Consider the following 6468-nt stretch of genomic DNA (forward strand, 5'->3'; position numbering starts at 1 on the left):
GTTCCCCCGCGAAGGGCTGGGGCAGTCAGTTCCGGCCTTCAGAGCGACGCGGGGGAGGGAATCGAGGACGCGTGCTCGGCGGCATGTGGGGATGCGACTGAGGGTCTGCGCTGGCGCTGGCCTAGACTCAGCACTGAGCGGGGACGGTTGTCCACGCTCCTGGTCGATCCATCCAGGAAGGTTGGGACATGTTCTTCAGGGCTCGGGCCAGCCTGTAAGTGGCGAGTAACAGGACCGCGCTGGAACGTCGCGCGGTCCTTTGTTCTGCCCACTCGCCCGCTCATTCCTGAGGGAAGTTCATGTCTTCTACCGATTCCTCTTCTTCTCTGCGATCCTCGCTACCACGGCCCAGGTGGCCATTGCTATTGTCCAATGCCTTGGATGCCGCTGGGCGTCGGGGTGTCGACTTCGTAACTGATGTCTTGGCGGTACTGGTTCTTGGAGCCAGTGCTGCGCAGATGGGTTTGCTCAACGCCATCGGAACACTGGCATTCCTCGTGCTGGGGATCCCGATTGGGGTCCTGGTCGACCGCTCGCCCACGGTGCGGCTGCTCGCTGGCTCTGGCCTGGTCCGAGCAATGCTGCTGGCGACGGTGATCACTGCCCTGGCACTGGACTCGCTGACCATGGTCCACTTGTACCTGGTCGCTGGGTTAGTCGGCACCACTACGGTCGTCACCGAGACCACACAGACTGCCATTGCCCCTCGAGTCGCCGGACAGGACGCGGTGGCCGCCCTGGAGATGCTCGATCCTCCACGCGATGAGTTCCCGCCTCGCCCCGACGAGACCTGTCACTATTACGAGGCGGAAATCAGCTTCTTCGAACGAGTCGACGTCCACGTCGTCTGCTTCGCCTCCGACCAGGTCAGCAGGATCGGAACGGTTCCCGCGCCATGACCCCGGAGGATCGCACCGACACCCCGCCGATCCGTGTCCTGATCGCGGATGACGACCAGCTCGTCCGCACCGGCGTCGCCGCTATTCTCGCCTCCGCCACTGACCTTGACATCACCGCCCTCGCCAGCAACGGCCACGAGGCCGTCGACGCCGCGGCAACACACCGCGTTGACGTCGCACTGCTGGATATCCAGATGCCACGACTCGACGGCATCGGAGCTCTCCGTGAGATCCGGCACCGACTGCCCGAGCTTCCGATCGCCATGCTCACCACCTTTTCCGACGACCATCTCATCGCCGATGCGATCAACGCCGGCGCCCTCGGTTTCCTCCTCAAGTCCGACGAACCTCAGCAACTCATTGCCGGCGTCAGGGCCCTCGCGCACGGCGGAGGCGCGTTCTCCCCTCGAGTCGCCCGCTGGCTCGCCGCCGAGCAACGAGCGGGCCACCGCACCCGAACCGCGCGAGACGAACTCACTGCCCTGCTCACCGAGCGCCAGATCGAGCTCCTCACCCACATCGCTCGCGGACTCTCCAACGCCCAGATCGGCAGGGCCATGCATCTGTCCGAAGGCACCGTCAAGCAATACGTCTCCCAGCTCTTCAACACCCTCGGCATCGACAACCGTGTCCACGCCGCCATCACCGCCTACCGACATGGACTCATCACCTGAAGCCGACCCTGACCACACTAATGGTGGGTAGTGGCGCACTCGAGAGCATGGTCATCGTCGGCATCTAGATGGCGGTCGTCTACAGCGGCGCAATCTTTTAACCAAAGTGGACAGCGCGTCCGCGATCAGTCCCCGCTCCCCTGATCGTCGAAGGCAGTAGCGTCGTGACGGTTTCGATGCGCGTGATGATCGCGAGGGATGGCTACAAGCACCTCCTGCGCACGGTCGCGGCCAAGGACGACGACCGCGAGCCAACCCCGTAGGGCCGGCAAAGTAGTTGCGTTTCGATCGGGTAGTTTCTGCGGTTCCCAGATTACGGGCTTAAGGGTCGTTCGTGCTGTCCGCACAGGCCTCAGTCAACCTGCGTCTCGATGCAGTAGCGTCGCAGTTCTGCGATCATCGCGGTCTTGGGGGTGCTGACGAAGCGGAACGCATGGCTGAAACGGACGCGCATTCCTCCAGCCTCGAGGTAGCCGTCGCAGGAAGCGCGTCGTCCGTGGGTGACGACAGAAATGACCTCCACCCGCTCGGGAGAACGGCGGGCGCACCTCTCGGGCTGCACTGGGGCCGCTGTGTGTGGATTTCTCGATGAGCGTCCAGCTCATGTCATCGGCAAGCCACTCGGAGAGGGCCTCCAGCTCTCCCTTGGCCCGGTTCACAACGAAGTCTCCGTCAACGCACTTCCGTGAAGACTCATGGTGCTATGGCTCGATCCGATGCGCCCGGCCTTTCTCCGCGATCGGCACGCACATTTCGATGGGTCTATCAGGCTCCCAGCTGACCTGTCCTTGGTAGATGATGCCGAGTTTCCCGGTGGCGCCGTCTCGCTAGTCGGCCATGGCGAAGCAGTGTCGCCGCCGTGTTGCTCCTGCTCACGTCTCACAACTCACATCGAGTCGCCGCTCGCCCATGAGCCGAACTTCGGGGACGCTGCTGTACCACGCATGATGAGAATCACGCAGGGCACGTAGAGTGCTGCGGCGCAGAGCCAGAGGAAGCCGTCGGCGTTGATGTAAGTGAGCGCGAAGATCGTTGTGAAAGCGACCGGTCCGAAGATCGATGTGACGCTGTTGATGCTGGCGAGCACACCCTGGAGGCGCCCTTGGTGCTGTTCATCGACGCGCTGGGAGAGAAGGGTTTGCAGAGCGGGGAGGCCGATGCCACCGATCCCCAGTGCCGCCAAGATAGGCGCCATGGAAAATGCGTCAGTGACAATCGCCAGGCCTACGAGACCCAAGGCGTCGGTAACACACCCGATGATGACTGTTTTTGCCTCACCGATCCACTCCACGATGCGGCCAGTAAGGAGGGCCTGCACGAGAACCTGTACGATCCCGAAGACGGACAGGGAGATTCCAACTTCGACGGGACTCCAGTCGAGGCGGTGTTCAGTAAACAGCACCCAGGTCGCACCTGGAGCCTGCCCAATGAATTGAACAAGGCCGAATGCGACTAATAGGAAGGTAATCCCAGGCACCGCGCTGAGGCCGGGGCGACCACGATGCTGAGCGAGCGACGCAGAGCGCGCAGGGGAATCAGGACGGGTCTCGCGTAACAAGATAAAGGTGAGTGCCAGATTGCTCGCTGAGAGAAGAGCAGCGAGCAAAAACGGCAGATGTGGCGAGATGGCACCGAACAGTCCACCCATGGCTGGCCCCGCGATCATTCCGCCGCCATAGCAGGCACTGAGTAAACCGAAACGCTTGGCGCGCTGGTGGGGTGGCGTGATGTCGGCGATCACGGTGGCGGTGACCGCATTGGTCGCTCCGGTTATCCCAGCCACTGCACGGGCGATATAGAACACCGACAGAGCGGATGCCGTGGCGAGCACGAGATAGTCGACGGTCGCACCGGCCAGGGAAACAAGCAGCACCCGGCGGCGGCCGAATCGGTCCGACAGTGTTCCCAGTACGGGGGCAAAGATGAACTGCATTACCGCGTAGAGCGCGATCAGCACTCCGACGTTCAGCGGAACCGCATCAGCGGTGGCCCCTGCCTCGTGTAGCAGTGCGGGGAGAATCGGCATCACCAGGCCCATGCCGGCGGCGTCGAGGCTAGCCGTGATGAGGACCGTGGCCAACGAGCCACGAGCGGAAGTGAGAGATGACACCTTATCAACGATAAAGTTATCGATGATAAAGTGCAAGCATGGCTCAGAAACAAGCGCGACTCGATCGTGCAGCAGTCTTGCGCGGTGCGAGGCATGTGCTCAATAACACGGGGATCGACGGTTTCACCACGCGGGCGCTGGCTGCGCATCTGCGGGTGCAGCAGCCAGCGCTCTACTGGCACTTTCGGACAAAGGGCCACCTGCTCGGATCGCTCGCAGCTGATGTGCTTGATCGCGAACACCACGCCTCACTCCCAGAGTCAGGGGAGCGCTGGGACGACTTTCTCCTGCGCAACGCGCGGAGCTTCCGGACAGCGCTTCTGGCAGTCCGGGATGGAGCACGGCTGCACGCAGAGTTTCACCGTCAAAAGAGTGACCAGATGCCAGCGGGCTCGGATGCCCCCGAAAGTCAGATCGAGTTTCTCGTGTCCGAAGGATTCGCTGAGGTCTCTGCGGTCCGAGCTCTCATGGCTATCAGCCGCTATACGGTCGGTTTCGTACTAGAAGAACAAACAGCGCTCGACAACGGATGTGAGCCTGTCGATCAAGACCTAGATTTCGAGTTCGGGTTAGTTGCAATGGTTGAAGGGCTGGCATCAAAGCGATGAGGGATGCTCGCGCTTTGGGTCTCTGCGTCAGTAAGGTCAATCCTTTCCCGCTCCCGCAGCAGCTCCTCCGCGATACTGACGTTTTGCTCATGGCTACGGAGCTCACTAACGAGCAAATCAGGGACCGTATGCATGTCGCGTCGCGATCGCGGAACGGCACATCAGCAGCATCTTCACCATGCTCGACCTTAACGAGCGCACAGGAAACAAGCGCGTCATCGCCGTCCTCGAGTACCTCAAGAACTAAGCGTCGAGTGCGTGACCGGCGCGATGACCATAGGTAACGGCGGTTTAGCATCGGTGCCGCATCTTGACACGACTCAATCCGCGACAGCTAACCTCCGCATATGGAGTTCGACGGAATGGAGATCCCCGACGATATCGAGGTCACGGTCTGGGGGAGCAACGAGCACCGGCTCTGTAACGTCTGCCGCGCAGAATGCGACCCCGAGCCGAGCGGCGCCGACGGGTACGGCGTGTGAATCGTCTACGTCTGCCGCGACCACGGAGTCCAATCCGTCGTGGACCCATTCGAGCATCTCCGTTGAAGCGCGCTCTTCGCTATCTCCCTGCATTGACGCAAACATCGCGCTCTCCGCCTTCCGAGGGTAGATCCCAAGATCTGCGGCGCACCTGCCCAGTGTGACGATCTCGATCAGGGTCATGACCGCTGGGGACGGGTACCGGTACCTGCTGAACGCAGTTGTCGCTGGCGACGGGGATCGCGATGCGTCGTCAGCGCTGACAAGGTACTACCTTGAAGCAGGAACGCCTCCCGGCATCTGGCTCGGGGCCGGCCTCCCAGGACTCGCCGGAGAGATCGCCGTCGGTGCCTCGGTGAGCGAGGAGCAGTTACGGCGCCTCATGGGGCACGGGCAGGATCCGAACAGCGGCGAGCAACTGGGGCGTCCGTACCGAAAGTTTGCCACCGCGGGCGAGCGGACGCAGCGCCGCCTCGATCAGCTCCCGAAGTCCCTTACCGCAGGTGAGCGTACCGCGCAGCAAGCGCTGATCGAGGCGGAGGAAGCACAGAAGCCAACGAATGCGCCGGTCGCAGGGTTCGATCTCACGTTCTCGGTCCCGAAGTCCGTCTCGACCCTCTGGGCAGTTGCCGACGGCGGCACGCAAGCACTCATTGCCCAAGCTCACCACGCAGCGATCCGAGACATGATCGCCCTACTCGAGCGCGACGTCGCGATGACCAGGGTCGGCGCGAAAGGGGCGCGTGGCGCCGTCGCGCAAGTCGACGTGCGGGGTGTGATTGCGACTGCCTACGATCATTACGATTCTCGGGCCGCGGATCCACAACTCCACACGCACATTGTCGTCGCCAACCGCGTGCAAGCAGCTCATGACGGGAAGTGGCGCACGCTCGATTCTCGCGCTATCCACGCCGCCGTCACCGGCCTATCGGAGCATTACAACGCGGTCCTCTCGGACCATCTCACTCAGATCCTCGGCGTCGGGTGGGAAGCCCGTGAGCGCGGTGCGGGGCGCTCCACGGCGTGGGAGATCGTTGGCGTGCCGCAGGAGCTGATGGACGAGTTCTCTTCCCGTACTCGCGATATCGAGCAGGTCAAAGACCGGCTGGTCGACGACTACGTCTCGAAGCACGGGAGGCAGCCGTCCCCGAAGCTGGTGTGGCAGTTCCGGCAGCAGGCCACGCTCGAGACTCGGCCCCCGAAGCAGCAGCACTCTCTCAGCGATCTCACCTCCCAGTGGCGAGAACGCGCGACCGCGTTGCTGGGTGAGGACGCGCCAACCTGGGCGTCGGCACTGCTCGCCGGTAGTGAGCACGAACCGTTGCTGCGGGCAGACGATATCCCGTTGGAGGATCTCGAGGAGGTCGCCGAGGTCGTGGTGCAGCAGGTCGGTGACCGGCGAGCGACGTGGAAACGGTGGAACCTCCACGCGGAGGCCGTGCGACAGACGATGGCTCTCCGCTTCGCGTCCGCGAACGACCGGGACGTCATCACCCAGCAGATCGTCGATGCCGCAGAACGGGTCTCGCTGCGCCTCACTCCGCCCGAGCTCGCGAAGAGCCCCTCGCTGTTTCGTCGCGCGGACGGGTCGAGCGTGTTCCGACCCAAAGCCGGAACGGTGGTGGGGGCCTGACCCCGGTTCTTGGACACGCTGAATCCAGCACCTGGTGCTGGGGAAGCGAGATGATCGAAGAA

The 6468-nt window shown here is 62.9% G+C and carries 6 protein-coding genes; 5 read left to right on the forward strand and 1 reads right to left on the reverse strand.

Features of this window, described 5'->3' with window-relative positions:
* Positions 1 to 458 precede the first annotated feature (458 nt).
* Both IGS67_RS14085 and IGS67_RS13190 read left to right on the forward strand, forming a co-directional pair.
* Positions 459 to 899 (forward strand): MFS transporter, encoded by a 441-nt coding sequence (locus tag IGS67_RS14085; protein ID WP_064846260.1) that lies wholly within the window; start codon positions 459 to 461, stop codon positions 897 to 899.
* Positions 896 to 1573 carry a response regulator gene (locus IGS67_RS13190; protein ID WP_010154757.1) on the forward strand — a complete coding sequence of 226 codons (678 nt, stop codon included), beginning with the start codon at positions 896 to 898 and terminating at the stop codon, positions 1571 to 1573. The genes IGS67_RS14085 and IGS67_RS13190 overlap by 4 nt, the downstream gene beginning before the upstream one ends.
* A gap of 886 nt (positions 1574 to 2459) precedes the next feature.
* Here IGS67_RS13190 and tet(33) read toward each other — a convergent pair.
* The gene (gene tet(33), locus IGS67_RS13195) at positions 2460 to 3683 is read right to left on the reverse strand and encodes a tetracycline efflux MFS transporter Tet(33) (RefSeq protein WP_192282067.1); all 1224 of its coding nucleotides are present in this window, start codon (positions 3681 to 3683) and stop codon (positions 2460 to 2462) included.
* A gap of 38 nt (positions 3684 to 3721) precedes the next feature.
* Here tet(33) and IGS67_RS13200 point away from each other — a divergent pair, with 38 nt between their 5' ends.
* The 3 genes from IGS67_RS13200 to mobF all read left to right on the forward strand — a co-directional run bounded on the left by IGS67_RS13200 (position 3722) and on the right by mobF (position 6406).
* Positions 3722 to 4291, forward strand: coding sequence for a TetR/AcrR family transcriptional regulator C-terminal domain-containing protein (locus IGS67_RS13200; RefSeq protein ID WP_010154754.1), 570 nt, complete (start codon positions 3722 to 3724; stop codon positions 4289 to 4291).
* 347 nt (positions 4292 to 4638) lie between these two features.
* A complete protein-coding gene (locus IGS67_RS14230; RefSeq protein ID WP_255180144.1) occupies positions 4639 to 4773 on the forward strand; it encodes a hypothetical protein in 135 nt (44 codons plus the stop codon).
* 160 nt (positions 4774 to 4933) lie between these two features.
* Positions 4934 to 6406, forward strand: coding sequence for a MobF family relaxase (mobF, locus tag IGS67_RS13205; protein WP_328742774.1), 1473 nt, complete (start codon positions 4934 to 4936; stop codon positions 6404 to 6406).
* The last annotated feature ends 62 nt before the right edge of the window (positions 6407 to 6468 follow it).

The organism is Flavimobilis rhizosphaerae, assembly GCF_014852685.1.
In the GTDB taxonomy this organism is placed as follows: Bacteria; Actinomycetota; Actinomycetes; order Actinomycetales; family Cellulomonadaceae; genus Flavimobilis; species Flavimobilis rhizosphaerae.

Excerpts from the sequence above, each read along its gene's own strand:
- IGS67_RS13190 (WP_010154757.1), top strand. The coding sequence starts at position 896 with ATGACCCCGGAGGATCGCACCGACACCCCGCCGATCCGTGTCCTGATC.
- IGS67_RS13200 (WP_010154754.1), top strand. The coding sequence starts at position 3,722 with ATGGCTCAGAAACAAGCGCGACTCGATCGTGCAGCAGTCTTGCGCGGT.
- IGS67_RS14230 (WP_255180144.1), top strand. The coding sequence starts at position 4,639 with ATGGAGTTCGACGGAATGGAGATCCCCGACGATATCGAGGTCACGGTC.
- IGS67_RS14085 (WP_064846260.1), top strand. The coding sequence starts at position 459 with ATGGGTTTGCTCAACGCCATCGGAACACTGGCATTCCTCGTGCTGGGG.